Here is a 24,164-nt window from a genome sequence, read left to right on the forward strand (position 1 = left end):
ATGCATAGACGAAGCAAAGGCCGCCGACAACGGGCCGACGGCCTTCGTGAGACAGACTTGGATTATCGGGGCGTCAGGGTTTCGGTGCCGGATCCGTCCTGGCCGGAAATCGTCCAGGCACCTTCCAGCACGCCATCATCGCGCACCTCATAGACGACGAGGCCGACTTCGCCATCCAGCACGTAGCCTGCGGCAAAAGCGTTCTCATAGAGCATGCAGATGCCGTTCGACGTGGCCTTCTTGCCCGAACCCGTCTTCCAGACGATGGCACAGGTCGTCTCGCTGGTCAGCTTGATGGTGGCGGTGCCGTCATAGGCGGATCCGTCGAGATTGGTGCCCTCAACCGTGTACGCGCCGGCCTTGACGGTCTGCGCCTGGGCAGGCGCAATGAAAGCAGCGCCCAGAAGCACCGCAGCAAGAACTGTTCTCTTCACGAAAGTCTCCCCTTAAGTCGATCTCTATCGACGACGAGAAGATATCAAAATTTGTGCTGGCGGATACTGGGGGCACGAAATAAAAAGGGCCGGGCTACTATGCCCGGCCCTGTTGTTTTGGACGTCGCTACGTTCAGGCGCCGGAGCCCGGATAGTTCGGGCTTTCGCGGGTGATCGTCACGTCATGCGGATGGCTTTCGCGCAGGCCAGCACCGGAGATGCGAACGAAGGTCGCCTTCTCCTGGAAGTCCTTGATGTCCTTGCCGCCGACATAGCCCATGGCAGCTTTCAGGCCGCCTGCGAGCTGATGGATGACGCCGGAAACCGGACCCTTGTAGGGCACTTGGCCTTCGATGCCTTCCGGCACCAGCTTCAGGGTGTCGCGGACTTCAGCCTGGAAGTAACGGTCGGCGGAACCGCGGGCCATGGCACCGACGGAACCCATGCCGCGATAGGCTTTGAACGAGCGGCCCTGGTAGAGATAGACTTCGCCCGGGCTTTCATCGGTGCCGGCGAGCAGCGAGCCGATCATCACGGCCGACGCGCCGGATGCGATCGCCTTGGCGACGTCGCCGGAGAACTTGATGCCGCCATCGGCAATGACCGGGATGTCCTGCGCCTGCGCTGCTTCGACCGCCGACATGATGGCGGCGAGCTGGGGAACGCCGACGCCGGCGACGATACGCGTGGTGCAGATCGAGCCCGGGCCGATACCGACCTTGACGGCGTCTGCGCCTGCATCGATCAGCGCCTTGGTGCCGCTTGCGGTGGCAACGTTGCCGGCCATGACGCGGACATGGTTGGACAGCTTCTTGACGCGGGTAACGGCTTCGAGAACGCGGGCCGAATGGCCATGCGCGGTATCGACGACCAGAAGATCGACGCCGGCTTCGATCAGCCGCTCGGCACGCTCGAAACCATCGTCACCGACGCCGATCGCGGCAGCGGCGCGCAGGCGGCCCTGCATGTCCTTGGAGGCATGCGGGTTGAGCTGCGACTTTTCGATATCCTTGACGGTGATCAGACCAACGCAGCGGCCTTCGCCATCGATAACCAGCAGCTTTTCGATGCGGTTGGTATGCAGCAGGCGCTTGGCCTCCTGCTGATCGACGTTTTCCTTGACGGTGATGAGGCCCTGATGGGTCATCAGCTCGTGGATCTTCTGGGCCGGATCCGAGGCAAAGCGCACGTCGCGGTTGGTTAGGATGCCGACCAGACGGCCAGACGCTTCGACGACCGGAATGCCGGAGATGTGGAAGGTCTTCATCAAGGCCAGCGCGTCGGCAAGCGTCGCATCCGGGCCGATCGTGACCGGGTTGACGACCATGCCGCTTTCGAACTTCTTGACCTGGCGAACCTGTTCGGCCTGCTCGACCGGCGTCAGGTTCTTGTGGATGACGCCAAGACCGCCGGCCTGCGCCATCGCGATGGCGAGACGACTTTCGGTGACGGTATCCATCGCAGACGAGATGATCGGAATGTTCAGCTCGAAATCAGTGGCAATACGCGTGGCGACGCTGGTCTGGCCCGGCAGAACTTCGGAATGCCCCGGCTGCAGCAGCACGTCATCGAATGTGAGGGCGTCGAGACCGGTCGGCGTTTCTATAATACGAGCCATTGCCAATTCCTTCGATCTTAAAAATGCGGGACCGCTCAGGACCGTGAATACGTCCCGACGTTCCGGCAACAATTGCTTGGAAGTTGGCGAGGGCTGGTAACACGATAATGACAGGAAGGGAACATTTAAAACCCGGAGGCAGGCCCTCCGGGTTTGCATAGCTGTGAATTTACCGCGTCAATATTCGTCAGATATCGAACTGGTAGCTCTTCGGCACGAAGCGGTAGCCGGTTTCCTGCTTTTCGGCGTAGCCGACGGCGGGGAACGGCATGTGGTAGCCAAGGAAGGCGACCTTGTCGGTGGCGATCATATCGAACACGCGCTTGCGGGTTGCGGCCGCCTTTGCCTTGTCCATGTCGAACTTGACCTCCCAGTCCGGGCGCTGCAGCGACAGGACGAAGTGGTTGGCGGTATCGGCCGTGAGGATCAGGCGCTTGCCCTGCGATTCCACGTTGAAGATCATCATGCCGGGCGTGTGGCCGGGTGCGAGCATGCCGGTGATGCCGGGTGCGACGTCGTCGCCTTCGCCGATAAAGGTCATCTTGTCCGCCAGAGGCTTTACATTGGCGAGCACGGACTTCTGATTGCCTTCAGCGGGCGTTCCGGCGCGGGCGCCGTCGACCCAGAAATCATATTCCGTCTGACCGGTGATATAGGTCGCCTTGGGGAAAGCCGGCTTGCCGTCTTCCATCAGGCCGCCGATATGGTCGCCGTGGAGATGGGTCAGGACCACTTTTGTGACATCGCCCGGCATATAGCCGGCAGACGCCATGCCTTCGACCAGACGGCCGGCACCCATGGCATGACCCGACTGGCCGAATCCCGTATCGAACAGGATGACGTCGCTGCCGGTATCAATGAGCGTCGGGGAAAAGCCGTTGACGAACTGATCGGTCGGCAGAAAGTTGTCTGCGAGAAGCGCGCTGACGGTCTCGGCCGACTGGTTGGTTCCAAACGTCTCGTTCGGAGTGCCGGAAGCGCGGGAGCCATCCTTCACCACGAGAACATCGAAGCTACCGAGCTTGAATTTGTGAATGTCGGGAGGGGTTACGCGATCGATTGCCAATTTCTTCTCCTGTGCCAGCGCTTTGCTGCTCATCAGCGCCTGGCCACTCCATATAGCCGGCGCCGCGAGGACGGCCAGTCCGGCACTTCCCAGCAGCGTGCGGCGTTCCATGCCCTTTGGTTCGTCCTTGAACGTCATGATCTCATCCCTCCGTTTGAAAGCTTTCGGGGGTGCACCGAAAATGCCCAAGCCCCGCACACGAATAGATAACAGGCGACAGGCAAAGGGAAACAAGCCTCACGCAGACGTGACACGGTCTCCCGGAAATTGACATTGTGCAATTGGCTTCATGCCGGAACAGGTCTAGAGCGGGGACGTTGAAGTGCGTCGCGTATCGCAGGCCCTCCCCATGAACCGCATCATTCCGCTTATTCTGGCCGTCGCTCTGTTCATGGAGCAGATGGATTCGACCGTCATCGCCACCGCACTTCCCACCATCGCCGCCGATCTCGGGGTCAGCCCGATCACGCTGAAACTGGCGCTGACATCCTACATGGTGGCTCTTGCCATGTTCATTCCGCTGAGCGGCTGGATGTCCGACAAATTCGGGGCAAAGAAGATCTTTCGCCTGGCAATCTGCGTCTTCATTGTGGGCTCGATCCTCTGCGCAATCTCCGAGTCACTGCTGCAGTTCGTGATGTCGCGCTTCCTGCAGGGCATGGGCGGTGCAATGATGACGCCGGTCGGCCGTCTCGTGCTGCTGCGGACGACGAAGCGAAGCGAACTTGTTTCCGCCATGGCGCTTCTGACGATCCCGGCGCTGGTCGGGCCTTTGACCGGGCCGCCGATCGGCGGTTTCATCACCACCTATTTTTCCTGGCACTGGATCTTCATCATCAACGTGCCGATCGGCATCGCCGGCGTGATCCTGACCGGCATCTACCTGCCGCACGTGCCGCCGGTGGAGACGCCTCGAATGGACTGGTTCGGCTTTCTGCTGACCTCGGTCGCGGCCTCCGGCGTCGTCTTCGGCCTGTCGGTGATCGGCCTGCCGGCGCTGCCGCCGGTCGTCGGCATCACGGCCACGTTTGCCGGCTTTGCCGCCTGCATTCTCTATTATTTCCATGCCAAGCGGCACCCGTTTCCGGTGCTGAACCTCACGATCTTCAACGACCGGGCTTTCCGTGCCTCCACCACCGGCGGCACGATGTTTCGCATCGCGACCGGGGCGATCCCCTTCCTGATGCCGCTGATGCTGCAGCTGGGTTTCGGCCTCAATCCGTTTCAGTCCGGCCTCATCACCTTCGCCGGTGCGATCGGTGCGCTGACGGTCAAGTTCCTTGCAAGGCGGGTGTTTGCGATGACAGGCTTTCGAACCGCGCTGATCTTTGCCGGCATCCTTGGCGCAGCATCGACGGCGGTCAACGGGTTCTTCACGCCGGACACACCCCATATCGTGATCATCGGCGCGCTGCTCGCGGCAGGGCTATTCCGCTCCCTGTTTTTCACAGGTGCCAATGCTCTCGGCTATTCGGAGATTACGGACCAGCAGGCGAGCCAGGCGACGTCCATGGCCTCATTCCTGCAACAGGTGAGCCTGGCACTCGGCGTCGCGTTTGCAGCCTTCATTCTGGAGATGTCGTCGACGTTTTCCGGCAGCCAGCTGGCGCTCGCGGATTTCCATCTCGCGTTCTTTATCGTCGCCGCTGTTTCGGTATTTGCGGTGATCCCAATCCTCAAGCTCGACCCGATGACCGGCGCCGACGTATCGGGACACCGGCGCGGAGTGCGCGTCGGACAGGTAGAGCCGACACCGGGAGCCGGCGAGTAAACTCAGTCCCGGCCGAAGCCCTCGTCGCCCGCCTGTTCCCGCGGATCATCCTGTGCTTCGTCCGCTGCATCATCGCCGGGATGGTCGCCGGCCGCTTCGTTGGCGAGCCTGTGGGCCTGACCTTTGAAGTGTTTTGCAAGCAGGAACATTTCCACCGATTCCTGGCGCGACGAGCCGGGCTTGATGTGGATGACCTGCTTGAAATTCTTCTTCAGCATGTCGAGAAGGTCCTTCTCGGTGCCGCCCTGGAAGGTTTTCGCCAGGAAATGGCCGCCCTCGCCAAGAACCGAGACGGCAAAATGCGCGGCGACTTCACACAGATGCATGGTGCGCAGATGGTCTGTACGGTGGTGGCCGGTGGTCGGTGCCGCCATATCGGACAGGACGACATCCGGCGTGCCGCCGATCGCTTCCATCAGCTGGCGCGGAGCATCGTCATCCAGAAAGTCGAGCTGCAGGATCTTGACGCCGGCAAGCGGCGCCATTTCAAGAAAATCGATCGCCGCGACGCGCATATCGTCATCGCTGGATTCGGTGACCTTGGCGGCGATCTGCGACCAGCTGCCGGGGGCTGCACCCAGATCGATGATGCGGCGCGCGCCCTTGAGCAACTGGTGCTTCTCGTCGATCTCCAGAAGCTTGAACGCCGCACGGGCGCGATAACCCTCGAGTTTGGCGCGCTGGACATAGGGATCGTTGATATGGCGCTCCAGCCAGCGGCGTGAAGACGCCTTCAGCTTGCCCTTCTTGACCTTCTGGCCAAGCTTGCGACCGGTGCGGTTGCCGCCAACGGATGGTTTCGTCATTGCTTGCGTCCCGTTTCCTGCGTCTGCCCGTGGCCTGAATTATTCGTCTGATGGTGGCCCTGGCCTGAACCGCTGCCTGACCCCTGGCCGAACCTTCGTCCCCTGCCGCGGCGCCAGACACCGTCATCAGCCATCATATCCGTCAAAAGACCTTCGCGCAGCCCGCGATCGGCAACCCGCATGCGCTGGCTCGGCCAGCGGCGGCGGATCGCTTCGAGGATGGCGCAGCCGGCAAGAACCAGATCGGCCCTGTCAGGACCGATGCAGGCATTGGCGGCACGGCCGGCGAAATCCCATGAGAGGAGCTTTGCCTGCATGGCGGAAACCTCGGAATCTGACAGCCAGAGACCATCGACCTTGCGGCGATCGTAGCGTGGCAGATCGAGATGGACGCCGGCAAGCGTGGTGACCGTGCCGGATGTGCCGATCAGATGAAAGTCCTCGGCACCCTGCTGGTGCGGGGAACCGATCGGCGGGCAATCGAACTTCGACAGCATGCCCTCGACCTCATCGACCATGCCGGCAAAGACGGCCGGCGTGACATCACGGCCGCCATGGCGTTCCGACAGCGTCACGACGCCGACCGGCAGCGAGGTCCAGTGGGTAATGTGGTTGGCGAGCCGCGACGAGCGGCTGTCGCCGATGCGGATGACCGCGATTTCAGACGAACCGCCGCCGATATCAAACAGCACGACGGAGCGGGCCTCGCGACCGACCAGCGACGAGCAGCCGGACACGGCAAGCCGCGCCTCGGTTTCGCGATCGATGATTTCGAGCTCGAGCCCGGTTTCCTCAGTGACCCGCGCCAGAAATGCCTCGCCGTTTTCGGCAGCGCGGCAGGCTTCGGTGGCAATCAGCCGCATGCGGCGGATCGGCCGGTGCGCAAGTTTCGACGCGCACACGCGCAAGGCATCGACGGCGCGATCCATCGCTTCCGTCGACAGGCGACCGCTTGCAGCCAGCCCCTCGCCCAGACGGACAATGCGCGAAAACGCGTCGATGACCCGGAACTGGCCCGGCCGCGTCGGCTGGGCGATCAGGAGACGGCAATTGTTGGTGCCGAGATCAAGGGCTGCATAGAGTTCGTCGCGGAAGCCTGCGAACTTGTCGGCGCCGGGAGAACCATGGCTTTCATGCCCGAGCGCCGCATAACCGGCATGGCCTGCGGCCGAAACCGTCTTGGCGGTGACCAGCGGTCCCTGCTTGGCCTGCGTCAGCGGCCGACCCTGCGGGCCCCGACCGGCACGCTTCTTCTTGCGGCTCTGATTGCGATCCTGCTGCGGGCCCTGCTGGCGCGGCTGCTTTCCGGCCGGCTTGGCGTCACCGCGCAAGCCTTCGCCCGCCGGCGCATCGGCGCCAGATAGGCGATCGCCACCATCCACGGATGGATTTGGCGCATGTGCAGAATTCTCCGTGACCGCGGAGCGCGAACGGGAGCGACGGCGCTTGCGCTTGCGCGGATGCGGTGAGCCCGGCTCTGGCCGCCCGCCGTCGGACGTGCCACCATCCGGTTTCATGCCGTGCGAGCGTCCGGCCTGGCCGGCCTTTTCAGCCGGGCTTGCGTGCGCCATCGACGCCGCGTCACGGTCTTTGCCGTTTCGCTTCGCCTTGCGGCGCCGGGAGTTCTTGACATCCCTGCGCAGTTCCGCCGACGCCCCGCCTTCCGGCGGCTTTCCGCCGCTATCGGGGTTCATCACTTTATAAGTCCATCTCGCCGCGCAACACTTTGGAGCATGCAGCTGGCGTCTGATCGTTTCGTTGACCTGAAGATAACAGCCTCAGGCGCATTCGCCAACGGCTTTTTAGGGCGCGGCAAGCAGGACCAAAAATGATGTCGATTTTTTTCACAAAGGGTATTTGCAAGCGCCAAGTGTTTGGTTATAAGCGCCGCACACCGATGAGCCACAAGGCTTTTCCTGCTGGGGAATAGTTCAACGGTAGAACGACGGACTCTGACTCCGTTAATCTTGGTTCGAATCCAGGTTCCCCAGCCAATTCTCCCCGACAACAATCTCGGTCGTTGCAAAACTCTCAGCGCCAATGGTGTCGCGTTTGGTTGCGCGTCATTTCTCGGTATTACTTCGCAGCTTCAACTCGTCCACGCGACGACTGCCCGAGAGACCGTCCGGCAATTGGGAACAATGTCCTAGCGCAACTTCGAAAAGAGCCCATCGCCAGCACACTCCGTGAGCAGTTCAACCGGTCATGACCCGAGCGGATCTCACTGTCGATGATCCGAATTTGCCGCGCATGGAACAAGCCCCACATGTACGGGTATCTACGTACCAAATCGAGACGATTTGAGTGTTTGATATAGCGCTTTTCTTAATAGGCAGATGCTAATTCAGAATGTCTGAATCTAGGGTACAGCATTGCCGTTCGTCCACCTTATCCGTCAAGAGACTTCGAGACTGCGTGTGTTTGCAGGAACACTGCTTGGCACAGCTCTTTGCGTTGTCGCCGCAGTATTGGCCGACTCGTTTAATTTCGCGGAGATGTCGCAGGATCATTTTCGTCGCGCACTCGCGACAGACATCCTGCTCCCGACCCTGATCGGCGGGCCTTTCTTTTACTTTCTGTTGGAGAAGATCCGGCAACTCGCCGTGGCCAAGGTGGAGCTGCAGCGGCTTGCTTCGACAGACAGTCTTACCGCCGTGCTTAGCCGCGGTGCATTCGAAATGCTGGTCGAAGCCTATCTGGAAAGAGCGCGGGCGGGATCGCTTCCGCAAACGGGATCGTTTCTGATCGTTGATGCGGATCATTTCAAGGCAATCAATGACAGTCACGGGCATCAGGCGGGTGACCAGGCCCTGAAGTTGATTGCTGGGGCTATCAAGGAAACTCTGTCGCCGGCAGATCTTGTCGGACGCGTCGGCGGCGAAGAGTTCGCCGTCTTCCTGCCGGCTGTTGTCGATGACACGGCGTCGCGCACGGCCGAGCTGATAAGACAGAGGATCCGCGCACTGCCCTTCCCCAGGGACGTTGGCGAAGGGCTGCTGTCGGTCAGCATCGGCGGGGCCACCTTCCGCGAAAACACCAGTTACGAAGAACTGTTCAAGACGGCAGATCGCCGTCTGTACGAGGCAAAGGCGTCAGGCCGCAACCTCGTGAGAATGTCAATTTAAACGCCGTCCCAACTTTATCCCGAAAAGACATTACGACTGAGATATTACATGAAAACCAATGAGGAAATCCGTCTCGCCGCTCTGCACTCTTTGAAATTGCTCGATACGCCAGCAAGTGAGAGCTTCGACCGTATCACGCGCATGGCGAGCCAGATATTCGACCTGCCGATCGCGGCCATATCGCTAACCGATTCCGACAGGCAGTGGTTCAAGGCGCGTGTCGGGGTGGAGCACCAGTCTATTCCACGAGACAAGGCGCCCTGTGCGGCAGTGGCCGAGAGTACCGAACTTCTCGTCGTTCCGGACCTGTCCAAGGATGCGCACTACCACGACAGTGTCCTTGCAAAGACAGGCGTGCGTTTTTACGCGGGAGCACCGCTCACGACGCGCGAGGGGCATTGTCTCGGCGCCTTGTGTGTCCTTGGAGCCGAGCCGCGTGAGACCACCGAAAACGAGATTGCCAGTCTCCAGGACCTTGCCGCAATGGTGATGGCCCAGATCGAACTGCAACATGCGTATGGCAGGATCGAGCCGGTCAGCGGGCTTCCCAATCGTACCCAGTTTTCCGAGGACGTGAGCGACCTTCTCAGAGGACCGGCCTGGCGGACGGCCTATACCGGTGTCCTGATCGACCTTGCCGAGACGCGGCAGCTTGACGACCTTTCCCGCGTGATGGGAACAGCCGAAATCGATGCGAAAGTGCGCGATGCCGCACAGCGGCTCAGAGCGATCGTTGGCGGCAAAACAACACTTTATCACGTCTCCACGACGCAGTTTGCGTTCATAAGGGACAGAAATATCGCAGGCCTCGACTGCATGGTTTACCTCAGACAGCTGCTGGGTGACCTGGACGACGAGTCGGACCTCAGATTTCTGATGACGCCGGCAATCGGCGTCGCGCCGCTCAAACCCGACACCACGCCGTCGGATTTCCTGCGTGCCATGAGCAGCGCAGCGCAGGACGCTCGTCTGACAGCGACACATGTCGCGGTCTTTTCACAGGCCAGTGACGATCGCTACCAGCGGAGTTTCCGTCTGCTGCAGGATTTCGACAACGCCCTTCAAGGCAGCGATCAGCTATCGATCGTGTTCCAGCCGCGTGTCAGTTTGCCGGATGGCCATTGCGTCGGAGCAGAAGTCCTCCTGCGCTGGCTCCATCCGGAACTGGGAGCCATCTCCCCCGGCGAATTCGCTCCCATCATCGAGCAGTCTCCACATATAGGCAAGATGACCGCGTGGGTTCTGGATGCCGCTCTGCGCGAAGCCGGCAACCTGAAATCCAGGGGGGTAATCGTTCCGGTATCGGTCAATATCTCGGCGGCAAACCTCGATGAACCGGACTTTGTCCAACGGGTGCAACTGTCCCTCTTGAGACATGGTATCCGGCCGGCGATGCTGGAGCTGGAGGTCACCGAAAGCGCGATCATGAAGGACGCGGCAAACGCGCTGGCGAAGTTGCAGGCGCTTTCCGAGGGCGGGGTCAGACTATCGATCGACGACTTCGGCACAGGCTACAGCAGCCTGTCCTATCTCCAGACCTTGCCGACCACCGTGGTCAAGATCGATCAATCCTTTATCCGCAGCATGGATGATGGCTTTCGCGAAACCAATCTCGTCAGATCGATGATCCAGCTGTCGCACGACCTGGGCTACCAGGTCGTGGCGGAAGGGGTGGAGACGACCGAGGCGGCCGAGGCTTTGAGCAAGATGGGTTGTGATGAAGCGCAGGGGTATCTTTTTGCAAAGCCGCTGTCGCCAGCCGCATTTGAAGAATGGTTCTTCGAGAGAAAAATGGAACACCAGATCGCATGCTGATCCGATAGGCTGCCGGCACGAGAAACAGACGATGTCGAATTTCCAACGCGCATCGTGTTTCAAGCGTGTCGGCTCTGCCGGAAGCTAGATCAAGGTCGATGATTTCAAGACGCTGAAACTGTTGTCATGGTGCAATGCTATGACGCCTTCATGTTCCAGGGCGTAGAGCGCGTTCAGAAGTTCGTTTCTTGAATATCCGGTAGTCGCGGGCGTGTTCGCGATCGTCCCGAACTTGACCTGCGATGGCGGCCTGACCCGCAACCGTCTTAAAACATCCGTCACGGCATTGACGACTTCGATACGTGATTTCACGATAGCGGGCCTCCGGAGAACGGTCATACCATAATCCGTTCTGTCTTCAACAACACCGGAGGGCTGACTTTGATCCATCAAAAAGACATATCGTGAGCATGCGCCCTCTCCCGCATGCGCCTGGTCTACGCTTTCAAGCGGGCATAGCGCCGACGCTATCAACGTCCGCAGTCAGTCCTGGAATGGATGACACGGACGAATTCGTGCGGATACGCAACCCGCCGCTCCAACCCTGTGAGGGAAGCCGTAACCGGCCGGAGCACAGGCAAAACGGGACAGACTTAAGAGCAATATCAACAACGCTGTCTTTGACATCCTTGCCGGTCAATGGAAGTTTCTCGACTTGACCTTGAGCGTGTCGATGTGGAGATCCGGGATATAGATGTCGCGCGTCGGGATGACAGGCTTCGGATTGTCGCGGGGATCAGGCCCGCTGCCATGTTTGGCTCCGTCGCCACGGCCGTACGGCAAGGGGAAGTCGCCGCCAAGCTCGCCGAGACTGGAGAGATCGCCGGAAAAGTCGAACAGGCGCTGGGCGACCAGATGCACGACCTCACCTTCGCGCTGTATCCTGCCATGGATCGCCATCATCGAAGCCGACATGACGATCCGGCGCTGCTTCTCGAATAGCGAGGGCCAGACGACGGCATTGACGACGCCCGTCTCATCTTCGAGCGTCAGGAACATCACGCCTTTGGCGCTACCAGGCTTCTGACGCACGAGGACGAGGCCCGCCGTCCAGAGCCAGCGGCCGTCGCGCTCACCCATCGCTTCGGCGCAGGTGACGATCCGCTTTTTCTTCAGTTCCGGACGCAGGAAAGACACAGGATGCGACCTCAAGCTGAGGCCCGTATGGGAATAGTCCTCAACGACCTCCCTGCCCTCTTTCATCGACTTGAGCGACACGTCGGGTTCCTGCATCTCGGCAACGACCCTTGCTTCACGCTTTGCGGCTGCCGCCCATAGTTCCAGCGGCTCGTCGCGCAGCGCCTTGATGTCCCAGAGCGCTTGACGCCGTTCCAGCTTCAACGACGGTAGGAAGGCATCGGCCTCTGCCAGCTTGACCAGGGACGCTGTCGGCACGCCGGATCGCCGCCACATGTCGTCGGCACTCTCGAAAGGCTGGTCAACACGGGCAAGAACAATTCTGGCAGCATTATTCAGCGGCAACCCCTTTACCATGCGCATACCGAGACGAACCGCAAAGCGGCCGGGCCTTCCGGTCTCCTCCATCGTGCAGTCCCAGCGAGACCGATTGACACAGACGGGCCGGACCTCCACCCCGTGGTTGCGGGCATCGGTGACGATCTGGGCAACGCTATAGAACCCCATGGGCTGGGAGTTGAGGAGAGCGGCGCAGAAGATATCCGGATGATGGCACTTCATCCAGGAACTGGCATAGGCGATGAGGGCGAACGAAGCTGCATGGCTTTCCGGAAAGCCATAGGAGCCGAAGCCTTCCAGCTGGCTGAACGTCCGCTCCGCGAAGTCTTGAGAGTAGCCGTTCTTGACCATGCCGTTGACGAGCTTCTCCTTGAACCTCGACACGCCGCCCGTAAACTTGAAGGTCGCCATGGCCCGACGCAGCTGGTCCGCCTCGCCTGCACTGAAACCCGCACAGACCATGGCAACCTTCATGGCGCTCTCCTGGAAGAGCGGGACGCCGAGCGTCTTGCCAAGCACCGCCTCGAGCTCCGGCGTCGGATACTCCACCTTCTCCTTGCCCTCCCGCCGACGCAGATAGGGATGCACCATGTCGCCCTGGATCGGGCCAGGGCGGACGATGGCGACCTGAACCACGAGATCATAGAAGGTGCGTGGCTTGAGCCTTGGCAGCATCGCCATCTGGGCGCGGCTTTCGATCTGGAAGGTACCAAGCGTATCCGCCTTGCGGATCATCGCGTAGGTCTTCGGATCCTCCTGCGGAACGTCTGCCAGACCCATCGCTTCGTTCTTGTACTCCGCCAGCAGCTCAAAGGAGCGGGCCATGCAGGACAGCATGCCGAGCGCCAGCACATCCACCTTCATGAACTTCAAGGCGTCGATGTCGTCCTTGTCCCATTCCACCACCTGGCGGTCATCCATGGCGGCGGGCTCGATGGGGACCAGATCATCCAGTCTGTCCTGCGTCAGCACGAAGCCGCCTGGATGCTGTCCAAGATGGCGCGGCGCTCCCATGAGTTGCGAGGCAAGGTCAAGCGCCAGACGCAGCCGGTAGTCGGACGCGTTCATGTTGTTTTCCCTGAGCTGCTTTTCGCCGATGCCATCCTTCGACCAGCCCCAGACGCCGGAGGTCAGTTGACCGATCAGGTCTTCGGGCAGGCCGAGCGCCTTGCCCACATCGCGCAGTGCACCCTTGGTTCGGTAGCGGGTGACGGTGGAGCAGAGGGCCGAACGGGAGCGGCCATAGGTTTCGTATATCCACTGGATGACCTCCTCGCGCCGGTTATGCTCGAAGTCGACGTCGATATCCGGCGGCTCGTTACGCTCCATCGAAACGAAGCGCTCGAACAGGAGGTCTCCTGTTTCCGGGTTGATGCTGGTGATCCCGAGGCAATAGCAGACGGCGGAGTTGGCAGCTGACCCTCTGCCCTGACAGAGGATGTTCCTGGAGCGTGCAAAGCGGACGATGGAAAAGACGGTGAGGAAATACGCAGCGTAGTTCATCTTCCGGATCAGGTCGAGTTCGTGCAGGATTGCCTTGCGGACCTTGTCGGGAATGCCTTCTGGATAACGCTCCGCCGCACCTTCCCAGGCGAACTTGGCCAGCGACTGCTGGGCGTCGAGCCCTGGCACAATTGCCTCCTCCGGATACTGGTACTGCAGCTCGCTCATGTCGAAGCGGCAGCGCTCGACGATCTCGCGGCTTCTTGCGAGAGCTTCGGGATAGTCGGCAAACAAGCGGTGCATCTCCTCCGGCTCCTTGAGGAAGCGGTCAGCATGCCGCTCCCGGTCAAAGCCGACGCTGTCGATGGTGGTGCGGTTGCGGATGCAGGTGACGATGTCCTGAAGCTGTCGGCGGCCGGGCTCGTGGAAGAGCACATCGTTGGTCACCACCGTCTTCACCTTGTGACGCTGCGCCAAGTTCGACAGATCATGCAACCGCAGCCGGTCGTTCGGACGCCGCCGCAGGCAGAGCGAAACATAGGCGCGGTCACCAAAGACTGCGGCCACCTTGCGGAGCTGACCCGCATAGACATCGTCCGCCTCATCCGGAATGAGGATCGCGATGAGGCCCTCGCTATAGGCCTCGACATCAGCAAGGTCGAGAACGCACTTGGCCTTTCCGCCCCGGCTTTTGCCAAGCGTCAGCAGCCGGGTGAGCCTGGAATAGGCGAGCCGGTCCGTCGGGTAGACGAGCAGCGACATGCCATCCGTGAGGTCGAGATGGCAGCCGACCACCAGGCGCACCCCGGTTGTCTTTGCCGCCTCCCAGGCCCGGACAATGCCGGCAAGCGAGTTGCGGTCGACGACACCAAGGGCGTCGATGCCCAGTGCGGCGGCCGTGGCAAACAGTTCTTCCGCGGAGCTTGCACCGCGCAGGAACGAGAAATGCGTGGTCACCTGGAGTTCGGCATGGCGCATAGTTCAAACCTTACCCGAAGATGCCGTGGAGGAACCATTTGTGTGACCCCGTGCCTGCATCGACGCCGTCGCCGGCGCGGAAGACCCACAGCCGATCGCCGTGCTCGTCCTCGACCACGAAGTAATCGCGCACCGCCTGCATTTCGCGCGGCCGGAGCCACCATTCGCCGAAGATGCGCTCGGGCCCATCCGCACGAACGATGCGGCGGCGCTTGCCGCGCCAGGTGACGACGACTGGCGGCTGGTCGGGCAGGACAGCCATGGTTTCGATTTCTTCGGGATAAGCCAGCAGCCGTGACGGCCGCGGCCACCTGGCTGCCCACTCGGCACCCGTCTCGACGGCCGTCGGTCCGATCCGCCGGAGAGATCGTTCCGGAACGTCGGAGGCGACCGGCGTGATGCGGTAAAGGCGCTGGCCCCGGTTGCCGAGAATATCGACAAGCGGCGTCACATCCACCACCGCCTCTTCCACCAGCGCGTTTGCGACCTGCTTTATTTCCAGCGGCTCGGCCATGACCGCCACCAGCACCATCCGCTCGATGCCGAAACCCGGGTCGATCTTTTCGATACGGTCACAGAGAAGCTTTGTCAGGCGGGCAGGATCACGCACGGGCTTGGCAAGTCCTGCTCGAAGACACTGGCGTGTGTTGTCGACGCGATGGATGATCAGATCGGAGCGCCGGACGCCCAGCCCCCGCTCCTCCAGCTTTGCCGTCAGTTGCGCCACCAGCCGGCGGACGTATTTTGCAATCGTATCGGGCGCACCGATGGGTTCCTGGAAATTGCGCGCCACCTCGACCAGATCCGGCGTGCGCAACGGATCGATGGGTTCTGCAAGACGGCCGAAGAGCTGATCGAGACGGCGTCCGACCTCCGGACCAAATCGCAGTGTCAACGGCGCACGCGGCAGTGCCGACAGCTCTCCTACCGTGTCGATACCCAGGATGCGCAATGCCTGGATCGTATCTGCCGCAAGCCGCAGACAGTGGATTGGAAGTCCGATCACGGCCTTGGTGACATCACCGCGCGGCACCACCGTCGTTTCGTTCGTCGTCAGTCGCGCCAGTGCATGCGCCGCGCCCCAGGTATCGGCGACAGCGGCACGTGCCGTCAGGCCCTTGCCGCGGAGACCGTTGACAACGCCGGAGATCAGCAGCTCTTCACCACCCTGAAGGTGATCGGCACCTTCGGTATCCATGACGATGCCATCCGTTCCATCCACGGCAACGACGGGGCTGTATTGACGAAGCGCCCATAGCGCCAGGCGCTCGACGGCTGCGGCGTCGGCAACGGGATCGGCGTCCACCATATGAAGGTTGCCAATCATCGCCTGTGCCTTGCTGGCAGCCATGCCGACTTTGAGGCCCAGCTTGCGGGCAGCCGTATCGGCTGCCGATATCCAGCGTTTCGAGCCGCTGCGCGAGACCACGACCAGCGGCTGGTCAACCGACACGGCTTCCTCGCCATGCCGACGTATCCGATCCGTTGCTAGATAGGGGAAGTAAACAGACACGACCCTCGGCATCGCAGGCTCCTAACTCAAACTCGGCACATTGCCCCGCCTTTACCCGCATCAATTCCGCCAGCCACCTCGCCCGTCCCACGCCGGCGACAGGAAGCGGCTCGGACGGCAGGGTGCTGATCCTCCAGCGTGTTGTGGACGCCGTCGGCTGACCGTAGTCGGAGGCCTCCGTCTGCCGTCGCCAGCGCCGGACGACCAGGCCGAGCGTCCCCGTCTTCTCGGCAGCCAGTTGAAGACGCCGCGACGCGGTCATCGGCAGCCTCACCAGTTCCCCGACGACGGCCGCCAATCCCCCGAAGGACAGCCCCTCTTCCATCGAGGCAAGCACGTCCTCCTCCTTATCGGCTTCGCAATAGATGACGCGATCGGGGTGAAGCCCGGCCTGCGACAGCGCCGGCGCAAAGAGATCCGGCCGGGTCAGGCACCAAAGAACCTTTCCCTTGGCTCGCGCCGCAATACCTGCCGCAAACAGGGCGGCCGCGGCACCGTCGATTGTACCCGCCCCGCCACCTGCAATTTCATGCAATGCGCCATAGGCAAGCCCCCCGCCCGGCAATCGCTCGTCGACGTCAGGCACCCCGAAGGGCAGCACAAGCGCCTTGCGCGACACGCTGCCTTCCAGATGCGCAATCCGGTCTCTCAGTTCCTCGACAAGCCTTGAGGCAGGGGCATGCGACATCGTTCACGGCCCTCCTCAAGGTTCGCGTTGCACAGGACTTCATGTCCCAAAGAATGTTGGTGTTCTGTTTCTGTTCCGCCGCGACAGAAGAGTCAAGCGGGGTCAGAACGGGATAGCTCTCGGCATTTTAGCGCCGGTGAAGATTCATCGTTCTGAATCAGCTTTGTAGGCGGCTTGAGAGGCTCGATGGAGTGCTTGAGATTTTTTGCATGTTCTTGATCTTAGCTGGGGCGACACAAAAACCGTGAGAACTTTCCGTTCTCAAATCGCCAATCTGCATATCAAGAATGTAACAGAGTGGCTCGGCGATGTGTGGCAGAGCCAAAGGGGATGAACACTCGCGCTCATGCGGGACTATGGCCGTCTGCGGCCATCCGCCCACGAGCCGCCTCCCTTTGGCTCTTTCCCATTCCCGCAGACACCAAGGAGCACAACGCTACCATCTGTGCCATCGCCGAGGAACTCGACGTTGGATTTGCAGGCGTTCAATGTCAGACGTTTTGTATAGGAGACCAGTGAAGGCTTGCCGCATCAGGTGGCGTCTTCTCCACTGCGAGAGAATGCGGGAGGCAGGCAAGGTTGCCCGTCGCCCGCCGTGCCGCCGTCCTCAGTGGATCGCGGTGCTGACGATCCGGTAGGGGTGTTCAGCTTCATATTCGACCATGATCTGGACGGCCTGTTCGAGAACCTGTTCGGCTTCCTCGACGTGATCGCGTGCAAGCTGATCGGCGTTGATGAAGATCGCTTCGGCCATGTTGCCGGAGATCGCAGCGAACTGGCGGTTACCTTCGACCAGGGCTTCTCTGGCAGCGCCTTCAAGCGCGTGCGCCATGGTGATCAGCGCGTCTTCGCGCTCCTCGATCGTCAGGTCCCGGATTGTCTTTGTCATCTGCTGCATCGTGCCACCCACCTTAATAGTCGTTGTGACGATATCGGTCCCGATAGGGCCCCGTTCACAGCGAAATGGGCATGTTGGCGCCAGATTTCAAGGTTCAGGCCCGCACGGGCTCGTCCTTGTGGACGGCATCGCGGGGCACGAACAGGCAAGCGGGCACGATCAGGACGGCAAACAGGAGCATGGTCAGGAAGGTCGCGTGCAGGCCGTCCTGCAGCGCAAGGCGAACCGCTTCGGCATCGCCACTCACGAGACCGGTTCCGTTCAGGAGAGCACGCAGCTGGTCGGTCGTGATCGCCTGTCCGCTGGTCGTATGGACCAGGCCCCAGCTCAGCACCGCCCCGAGAATCGCCGCGCCCAGCGTGCTGCCGAGGTTGCGGGAAAAGACGTTCGACGCCGTGGCACTGCCGCGTTGCGAGGCCGCGACGCTTCCCTGGGTGAGGATCAGTGCGCCGATATTGAGAAGGCCCATGCCGAAGCCCATGACGAGCGAGCCGGCACCCGCAAGCACCGCCGAACTGGATGGCGTCAGCAGGGTCAGCAGGAAGGTTCCCACGGGGACGAACACGGCGCCCACCAGCATGATCGGCCGCAGCCCGAACCGGGTGAAGTTCCGCGAAGCGATCGTTGCGCCGCACGGCCATCCCAAGAGAAGCATGGTCAGTGCAAAGCCTGCCACCAGCGGCGACTGGTTGAGCACGGTCTGCACATACATGGGCAGGAAGGTGGTGAGCCCCATGATCGCCATGGAGGCGAAGAAGACAGAGATGTTGGCGGCCGCAATCGGCCGGTAGAGCCAGAGATCCGGCGCGACCATCGGTTCTTCGACGCGACGCTCCTGCCAGATGAACAGCGCAAGCGACACGGCGAACAGGACGAAGGAGACGATCGCGGACGTCGACAATCCGGTCTCGGAGACCGTGAGGCCAATCATCAGCGCCGAGATGGAGACGGCAAACAGCACGGCGCCCAGGATATCGATCGAGACCGTCCGGGTGTGCTTTTCCTCGTGGTAGAACAGGATGAACGCTGCGGCAGCGGCAAGGCCGACCGGCACGTTGATCCAGAAGATCCAGGCCCAGGGCAGGTTATGGATGATGACGCTGCCGAGCAGCGGGCCAACCACGGCCGAGAGCGCCCAAACGCTGGCCAGATAGCCCTGAACCTTTCCACGCTGGCTGCCCGGAAAGAGATCGGCCACCACCGTCATGGCGACGGGCTGAATGGCGCCAGCGCCGATGCCCTGCAGTAGTCTGAAGGCAATCATCGACGGCATCGACCAGGCAAACCCGCAGAGAATGGAGGCGACCAGGAAGACGGCGATGCCAGCCAGCACGATCGGCTTTCGCCCGTAGATATCGGAAAGCTTGCCGAAGACGACGGTCAGCGCGGTCTGCGACAGGAGGAAAGCGGAAAACACCCAGCTGTAGAGATTGAGCTGCCCGAGCTGGGCTGCGATCTGCGGCATGGCGGTGGAGACGATGGTCGCTTCGATGGCGATCATCGCCATGCTTGCCATGATCGCGGCTACGACGAGCCCGCGATGTGAGACTTTTTCAGACATGAATGAATCCGAAGCCCTGACGGAGGGCGCGACAAGAGAGAAATTCGGCGGTCGCGGCAGGATATTGCGTCTGCAAAGCGTGCATCTGCAAGTTCTGGTGGCCGTCAGTGCGTCATCGACTTAGGAGCGCAAACTTGGTTGCGTCAAGCTATATTTGATTTAGATCAAGTTCCACAAGCGCTCCTCACCCCTTGGATATCCAGGCGGCCGCTGCAATTTTCATTTGCGCTGCGCCTGACCCGGCGTCATGGTGACCTGCTCAGTTATCTCATATGGATTCAATATCATGGCAGCGGATGTGATCGTTCTCGGCGCCGGCATCATCGGTGTTTCGACGGCTCTGCAATTGGCGCGGCGGGGAAAATCGGTCGCCCTGGTGGACCGCAGGGAGCCCGGGATGGAAACCTCCTACGGCAATGCCGGCCTGATCCAGCGCGAGGGCGTTGTCCCCTACAGCTTTCCCCAGCAGTTCGCCCAGATCCTGCGCTATGCCAGGAACAACCGCATCGACGCGCATTTTCACTGGAGCGCGATGCCGTCGGTCTCCTCGTTTCTGGCAAAATACTGGTGGCATTCCAACGTGCCGAGGCATGAGCTGATCGCGCGCGCCTATGCGCCGCTGATCGAGCATTCGATCGCCACCCATGACGAACTGATCCGCGAGGCGGGCGCCGAGGATCTGATTGCCAAGAACGGCTGGCAGGAAGTGTTCCGCTCGCAGGCCAAGCTCGACGAGACGGTGCGCGAGGCCGACCGACTGAAGCGTGAATACGACCTTTCCTTCAAAGTTCTGACGCCTGCGGAACTTGCGGTTGCGGAACCCAATCTCTCCGACGATTTCATCGGCGCGCTGAAATGGGAAGACCCGTGGGCGGTCAAGGATCCGCTCGCGCTGACGCGTGCCTATGTGGCGCTGTTCGAAAAGCTTGGCGGCAGGGTTCTGACGGGTGACGCAAAGAGCCTTTCGAAGACCGCGACCGGCTGGCGCATCATTGCCGGCGAAGGCGTGGTCGAGGCGAAGGATGTCGTGGTCGCGCTTGGTCCGTGGTCGGACACGGTGACCAAGCCGCTCGGCTACAATTTCCTCGTCGGCGTCAAGCGCGGCTACCACATGCATTATGCGCCAAAGGGCAATGCCAAGCTCAACGGCTGGACGATGGATGCAGAGCGCGGCTATTTCCTGGCCCCGATGAACCAGGGGATCCGGCTGACGACCGGTGCCGAATTTGCGCGCCGCGATGCGCCGAAGACGCCGGTTCAGCTTGCCCGCGCCGAAGCTGTGGCACGCGAGATCTTCCCGCTTGGTGAGCGGCTGGACAAGGAGCCCTGGATGGGCGCCCGCCCCTGCACGCCGGATATGATGCCTGTCATCGGCAAGGCGCCGCGTCACGACGGATTGTGGTTCGCCTTCGGCCATGCGCATCACGGCCTGACGCTCGGTCCGGTCACGGGTCAGGTCATCGCGGAAGCGATGATGGGCGAAAAGACCCGGATCGACATATCCGCTTACAGGCCGGAGCGGTTTAACGTCTGACCCTCTTCTTCATTTGGTCTAGCGGCAGGAGAAAGTCTGGGCTACCGGTGTTTTCATGGATACGATCGATACAGCCCGGACCTTTCTCGATGACAATCCCGATATCGAGGTTCTCGAAGCCTTCGTGATCGACGTCAACGGCGTGCCGCGGGGCAAGTGGATCCCGCGCGAACGGGCGCTCGACGTGCTCTCAAAGGGCATGGCGATGCCGCGCTCGGTCTACGCGCTCGACGTCTGGGGACGCGACGTCAATGCCGCGGGCCTTGCGGAGGGCACGGGTGATCCGGATGGCATCTGCTTTCCCATCGCCGACACGCTGTCGCGTGTGACATGGCTGAAGCGGCCAACGGCGCAGGTTCTACTGGGCATGAACGAGCAGGACGGGACCGGATTTTACGGCGATCCGCGCCAGGTGCTGGCGAATGTTCTCAAAGGTTTCGAGCGGATCGGCCTGACGCCGGTCGTGGCGACGGAGCTGGAATTCTACCTGATCGACCCGATCCGTTCGGCGATCGACCCGGTGCGGCCACCGAATTCACGCGAGGGCCGCTGGCATACGGGCCAGACACAGGTGCTCTCGATTTCCGAGCTGCAGGATTTCGAGAATGTCTTCCACGGCATCGCCTCTGCAGCGAGGGCGCAAGGGATACCGGCCGATACGACACTGCGGGAAAACGGCCCGGGCCAGTATGAGATCAACCTCAACCACGTGCCAGACGCGCTGAAGGCTGCCGATTATGCGGTGCTCCTCAAGCGGATCGTCAAGGGCGTGGCGCGCGCCAACGATCTCGACGCGACGTTCATGGCAAAGCCCTATGGCACGCAGGCCGGAAGCGGCATGCATGTGCATTTCTCGCTGATCGATAGCGACGGCCGCAATGTCTATATGGGCGAGAACGGGCCGTCCGAGGCGCTGTTTCATTCGGTGGGCGGGCTTTTGGAAAACATGGGGGAAAGCATGGCGGTGTTTGCCCCGCATGCCAATTCCTACCGGCGCCTGCGCCCTTCCGAACATGCCCCGACCTATGCCTCCTGGGGCTTCGACAACCGCTCGGCCGCCGTGCGCGTCATCACCGCGTCGAAGCCGGCGACCCGCATCGAGCACCGCGTTGCAGGTTCCGACACCAATCCCTATCTTGTGCTGGCGATGATCCTCAGTGCAGCCCTTGCCGGCATCAAGGAAAAGCGCAATCCGGGCGGGGCGATTACCGGCGACGACCATGCGATCAGCCACGAACCGCTGCCGACCAACTGGGACTATGCGCTGCAGCAGTTTTCCCGCTCCACGTTCGCCTACGCGACGCTCGGGCCGAAATACCGGTCGCTCTACACGGCCTGCAAGCAGCAGGAGCTGTCGGAATTTTCTCTGCGGGTGACCGACGTCGAATACGACGCCTATATCAGGACGGTGTAAGATGGCTTTCAAACCCGCAGACAATCCCCGCCACGCCAATTCCTGGTATGCCGCCTCGGCCAATGACAAGCGTGTGCGCCCTGCCCTCGAGGGCGAGATCGAGGCCGATGTCTGCGTGATCGGCGCGGGCTTTTCCGGCATCTCGGCCGCTCTCGAACTGGCCGAGCGCGGCTATTCCGTCGTGGTGCTGGAGGCGGAGCGGATCGGCTTCGGCGCTTCGGGCCGCAATGGCGGGCAGATCGTCAACGGCTATAGCCGCGATCTGGAAACGATCGCCGGACGCTACGGGCGCGACAAGGCCGTGCAGCTTGGCGCGATGTCGCTCGAAGGCGGCGAGATCATCCGCGCCCGCGTAGCGCAATACGGGATCGACTGCGATCTCGTGCCCGGCGGTTTCTTCGCGGCCTTTACGGACAAGCAGGTGCGCGAGATGGAGCTGCACAAGGCCGTCTGGGAACAGCACGGCCATGACGGGCTGGAGATGGTCTCGAAGGCAGACGTCGGACGCTATGTGAAAAGCGACCGCTATGCCGGCGGCATGATCGACAGGAAGGGTGGCCATATTCACCCGCTCAACCTCGTGCTCGGGGAAGCGGCAGCTGCCGAAAGCCTGGGCGCGCAGATTTTCGAGGGATCGCGGGTGGTGGGTATCGACCAGACGGCAAAGCCCGTGGTCAGAACCGACAAGGGTCGTGTCACGGCATCCTATGTGCTGGTGTGCGGCAACGCCTATCTATCGCCGCTGCTGCCGGAGATCCATGGCCGGATGATGCCGGTTTCGAGCCAGGTGATGGCGACGGAGCCGCTGGATGCGGGCCTGATTGAGCGCCTTCTGCCCGCAAATTACTGCGTCGAGGATGCCAATTACATTCTCGATTACTATCGCCGCACCGCCGACAACCGTCTGCTCTACGGTGGCGGCATCGGCTATGGCGGCAGCGACCCGAAGGACCTGACGGGCGTGATCCGCCCGAACATGCTCAAGACCTTCCCGCAGCTGAAGAATGTCAGGATCGACTACGCGTGGAGCGGCAATTTCGCACTGACGCTGACCCGCATTCCGCATGTGGGAAAGCTGTCCGACACCGTGTTCTTCTCGCACGGCGACAGCGGCCACGGCGTGACCACCACGCATCTGCTCGGCAAGATCCTTGGTGAGGCGGTTGCCGGCCATGCGGAGAGGTTCGATACCTGGGCATCCCTGCCCAACCTACCCTTCCCGGGCGGGCGGGCGTTCCGCGTGCCGCTCACCGCGCTTGGGGCCTGGTGGTACGGCATGCGGGACAAACTCGGGCTGTAGCTTACAGCGATGCGGGAAAACTGCCTTTGAAGTAATAGGTCGACTGTGCCCGCACGATCGACTTGAACTGTGCAACGATTTTGGCTGCCTCGTCTTCCGTCACCATCAGCGCCAGACGCAATGTTGCCGCGGCCATGTGGAACATAAGAAACAGTGTGCGGGCGTAGTTCTCCCAAAGCTGTTCGCTGACGAACCGCTTGGTGATCTCGAAGAAGAGGTCGGCCTGGAAGCGGGTTTCGGTAATGTCACGGTCTGCCAGCGCCTTGTCGGCCTGGATGGCGTTCAACAGATCCTGGGTCGACGGCTTTTCGCGCATGCGGGTGTAATAGAGGTCGAAAAGAACGTCCGTTGCATCCAGCGCGTCTTCGGCCGTCGAGATCTGTGGAATATGTCCGACGATAATACCGCGGACTTCCTCGACATAGCGCTCATGGAGCATGGCGATGATCGCCGACTTGTTGGGGAAATACTGGTAGACGGAGGCGATCGGACCACCTGAAAGAGACGCAATCTCCTTCATCGTGACCGCATCGATACCCTTTTCGCCGATCAGCTCCATCGAGACCTTCAGGATATCATCAATGCGTTCGCGGCTTCTTTCCTGTTTCGGTACCCGACGAAGTGAACTCCCGCCTGCACTCTGCATCGAATCTCGCATCCGCAACTCTCTCCGTACGCCCTGTCGCCTATACTGGACGAGGCGATAAGAGAGGCACCTGGCAGC

Annotated in this window: 17 protein-coding genes and 1 tRNA gene; 7 read left to right on the plus strand and 11 right to left on the minus strand. The window is 61.4% G+C overall.

Features of this window, described 5'->3' with window-relative positions:
• Positions 1-62: 62 nt before the first annotated feature.
• The 3 genes from AC0JZ8_RS19565 to AC0JZ8_RS19575 all read right to left on the minus strand — a co-directional run bounded on the left by AC0JZ8_RS19565 (position 63) and on the right by AC0JZ8_RS19575 (position 3,256).
• A complete protein-coding gene (locus tag AC0JZ8_RS19565; protein ID WP_062453741.1) occupies positions 63-434 on the minus strand; it encodes a hypothetical protein in 372 nt (123 codons plus the stop codon).
• Positions 435-567: 133 nt separating this feature from the next.
• The gene (gene guaB / locus AC0JZ8_RS19570; protein ID WP_062453742.1) at positions 568-2,052 is read right to left on the minus strand and encodes an IMP dehydrogenase; all 1,485 of its coding nucleotides are present in this window, start codon (positions 2,050-2,052) and stop codon (positions 568-570) included.
• 187 nt (positions 2,053-2,239) lie between these two features.
• The gene (locus tag AC0JZ8_RS19575) at positions 2,240-3,256 is read right to left on the minus strand and encodes an MBL fold metallo-hydrolase (protein ID WP_425503192.1); all 1,017 of its coding nucleotides are present in this window, start codon (positions 3,254-3,256) and stop codon (positions 2,240-2,242) included.
• 211 nt (positions 3,257-3,467) lie between these two features.
• Here AC0JZ8_RS19575 and AC0JZ8_RS19580 point away from each other — a divergent pair, with 211 nt between their 5' ends.
• A complete protein-coding gene (locus AC0JZ8_RS19580) occupies positions 3,468-4,889 on the plus strand; it encodes an MFS transporter (protein ID WP_192076467.1) in 1,422 nt (473 codons plus the stop codon).
• 2 nt (positions 4,890-4,891) lie between these two features.
• Here the strand turns inward: AC0JZ8_RS19580 and AC0JZ8_RS19585 are convergent, their stop codons facing one another.
• Both AC0JZ8_RS19585 and AC0JZ8_RS19590 read right to left on the minus strand, forming a co-directional pair.
• Entirely contained in the window at positions 4,892-5,695 is an 804-nt protein-coding gene (locus AC0JZ8_RS19585) for an RlmE family RNA methyltransferase (protein ID WP_062579257.1), read from the minus strand.
• Positions 5,692-7,389: a Ppx/GppA phosphatase family protein gene (locus AC0JZ8_RS19590; RefSeq protein WP_471893250.1), complete on the minus strand. Its 1,698-nt coding sequence runs from the start codon at positions 7,387-7,389 to the stop codon at positions 5,692-5,694. Before AC0JZ8_RS19590 ends, AC0JZ8_RS19585 begins: the two co-directional genes overlap by 4 nt.
• Positions 7,390-7,615: 226 nt before the next feature.
• Between AC0JZ8_RS19590 and AC0JZ8_RS19595 the strand changes: the two genes are divergently transcribed.
• From AC0JZ8_RS19595 to AC0JZ8_RS19605, 3 genes are all read left to right on the plus strand, one after another.
• Positions 7,616-7,689, plus strand: a tRNA-Gln gene (locus AC0JZ8_RS19595).
• Positions 7,690-8,190: 501 nt separating this feature from the next.
• Positions 8,191-8,820: a GGDEF domain-containing protein gene (locus AC0JZ8_RS19600; RefSeq protein ID WP_244476072.1), complete on the plus strand. Its 630-nt coding sequence runs from the start codon at positions 8,191-8,193 to the stop codon at positions 8,818-8,820.
• Positions 8,821-8,868: 48 nt separating this feature from the next.
• Entirely contained in the window at positions 8,869-10,635 is a 1,767-nt protein-coding gene (locus AC0JZ8_RS19605) for a putative bifunctional diguanylate cyclase/phosphodiesterase (RefSeq protein WP_471893251.1), read from the plus strand.
• A 636-nt stretch (positions 10,636-11,271) separates the two neighbouring features.
• Here the strand turns inward: AC0JZ8_RS19605 and AC0JZ8_RS19610 are convergent.
• The 5 genes from AC0JZ8_RS19610 to AC0JZ8_RS19630 form a co-directional block, all read right to left on the minus strand.
• Positions 11,272-14,532, minus strand: a complete 3,261-nt coding sequence (locus AC0JZ8_RS19610; protein WP_471893252.1) for an error-prone DNA polymerase — start codon at positions 14,530-14,532, stop codon at positions 11,272-11,274.
• 10 nt (positions 14,533-14,542) lie between these two features.
• Complete coding sequence (locus tag AC0JZ8_RS19615) at positions 14,543-16,057, minus strand: Y-family DNA polymerase (protein ID WP_175487254.1); 1,515 nt, start codon at positions 16,055-16,057, stop codon at positions 14,543-14,545.
• Positions 15,975-16,733 (minus strand): ImuA family protein, encoded by a 759-nt coding sequence (locus tag AC0JZ8_RS19620; protein WP_113166244.1) that lies wholly within the window; start codon positions 16,731-16,733, stop codon positions 15,975-15,977. Before AC0JZ8_RS19620 ends, AC0JZ8_RS19615 begins: the two co-directional genes overlap by 83 nt.
• A 607-nt stretch (positions 16,734-17,340) precedes the next feature.
• On the minus strand, positions 17,341-17,631 hold the full coding sequence (locus AC0JZ8_RS19625; RefSeq protein ID WP_062579170.1) for a hypothetical protein: 291 nt from the start codon (positions 17,629-17,631) through the stop codon (positions 17,341-17,343).
• 94 nt (positions 17,632-17,725) lie between these two features.
• Positions 17,726-19,192, minus strand: coding sequence for an MDR family MFS transporter (locus AC0JZ8_RS19630; RefSeq protein WP_174195653.1), 1,467 nt, complete (start codon positions 19,190-19,192; stop codon positions 17,726-17,728).
• Positions 19,193-19,478: 286 nt separating this feature from the next.
• On the opposite strand from AC0JZ8_RS19630, the gene AC0JZ8_RS19635 reads away from it, so the two are divergent.
• From AC0JZ8_RS19635 to AC0JZ8_RS19645, 3 genes are read left to right on the plus strand one after another with little or no spacing between them, the layout of a single operon-like run.
• Complete coding sequence (locus tag AC0JZ8_RS19635; RefSeq protein ID WP_062453752.1) at positions 19,479-20,726, plus strand: NAD(P)/FAD-dependent oxidoreductase; 1,248 nt, start codon at positions 19,479-19,481, stop codon at positions 20,724-20,726.
• Positions 20,727-20,781: 55 nt separating this feature from the next.
• Entirely contained in the window at positions 20,782-22,140 is a 1,359-nt protein-coding gene (locus tag AC0JZ8_RS19640) for a glutamine synthetase family protein (RefSeq protein WP_092661257.1), read from the plus strand.
• 1 nt (position 22,141) lies between these two features.
• Complete coding sequence (locus tag AC0JZ8_RS19645; protein WP_062453754.1) at positions 22,142-23,440, plus strand: NAD(P)/FAD-dependent oxidoreductase; 1,299 nt, start codon at positions 22,142-22,144, stop codon at positions 23,438-23,440.
• Between the two features lies 1 nt (position 23,441).
• On the opposite strand, the gene AC0JZ8_RS19650 is transcribed toward AC0JZ8_RS19645, so the two are convergent.
• Entirely contained in the window at positions 23,442-24,098 is a 657-nt protein-coding gene (locus tag AC0JZ8_RS19650) for a TetR/AcrR family transcriptional regulator (protein ID WP_062453755.1), read from the minus strand.
• Between the last annotated feature and the right edge of the window lie 66 nt (positions 24,099-24,164).

The organism is Velazquezella soli, assembly GCF_977018685.1.